Here is an 893-nt window from a genome sequence, read left to right as displayed (position 1 = left end):
TGCCCTATCACGTTATTACGACGAAGTTGATGAAGAATTAATCCAACTACGGGGCAAAATGCATGCGATTTTACAATTATCTTTTCCGGAACTAGAACGAATGATTACACCAAGCTCAGCACTCTTTTTGAACATCGTTCAATTGTATCCGCAGCCATCATTTTTATTGGTACATTCAAAAACAGTAATAGAAATAGCCTGAAAAAGAATACCAAAAAAAATCTTTCTCTTAAACTAGCAGATAAGAAGGCACAAGAGCTTTTACTAGTTGCCAAAAACTCATACCCAGCTATCGATGCATCGGATGTACGTTGTGAACAAGTAAGGGATTACGCAAGCAGAATTGCAGACTTAAGAGATAAGAAAGAAGAAATTATCGCAAAAATGGTTGCCTTATCTCTTGATAGAAAGGAATATCATATCCTTCGTTCATTCCCTGGCATTGGTGATGCGACGGCATGTAGAATTATTGGTGAACTAGGAGATATACGACGGTTTAAAAATGCCAAACAGCTGAATGCATACGTTGGAATTGATATTATGCGATATCAGTCAGGTAATACACAATATAGAGATCGTATCAATAAACGTGGCAATAAGAAACTACGGAAAATATTATATTTCATGATTTTTTCCATGATTTCATTACGAAAAAAAGGACAGAATCACATCGTTGATTACTATGACAAATTAAAAAAACAACCTCAGAGGAAACCTCATAAGGTTGCGATGATAGCGTGTATAAATAAGTTCTTGAAAGTGGCATTTCACCTTATTTCACACAACATACCATACGATTATGAAATTGCTTCTACTCATTCATAATCACCTAGGCTAATCTCACTATACCATAAAGACCTTGCGAAAAAAATGGAAAAACGTTAGGTCTATTA

1 protein-coding gene and 1 pseudogene are annotated in these 893 nt (G+C 35.3%); both read left to right on the top strand.

Translation table 11 applies throughout. From position 1 onward, the window contains the following. A pseudogene (locus JKP73_RS23295) lies at window positions 1-202 on the top strand (IS110 family RNA-guided transposase); the annotation flags it as partial. Between the two features lie 182 nt (window positions 203-384). Further along, the gene (locus JKP73_RS23290; RefSeq protein ID WP_038245844.1) at window positions 385-825 is read left to right on the top strand and encodes an IS110 family transposase; all 441 of its coding nucleotides are present in this window, start codon (window positions 385-387) and stop codon (window positions 823-825) included. Window positions 826-893 lie beyond the last annotated feature (68 nt).

Origin of the sequence: Virgibacillus salexigens, assembly GCF_014905415.1 — a bacterium.
GTDB lineage: Bacteria > Bacillota > Bacilli > Bacillales > Amphibacillaceae > Virgibacillus > Virgibacillus salexigens.
This window is presented reverse-complemented; position numbering and strand designations above follow the sequence as displayed.

Excerpts from the sequence above, each read along its gene's own strand:
- JKP73_RS23290 (WP_038245844.1), top strand. The coding sequence starts at position 385 with ATGGTTGCCTTATCTCTTGATAGAAAGGAATATCATATCCTTCGTTCA.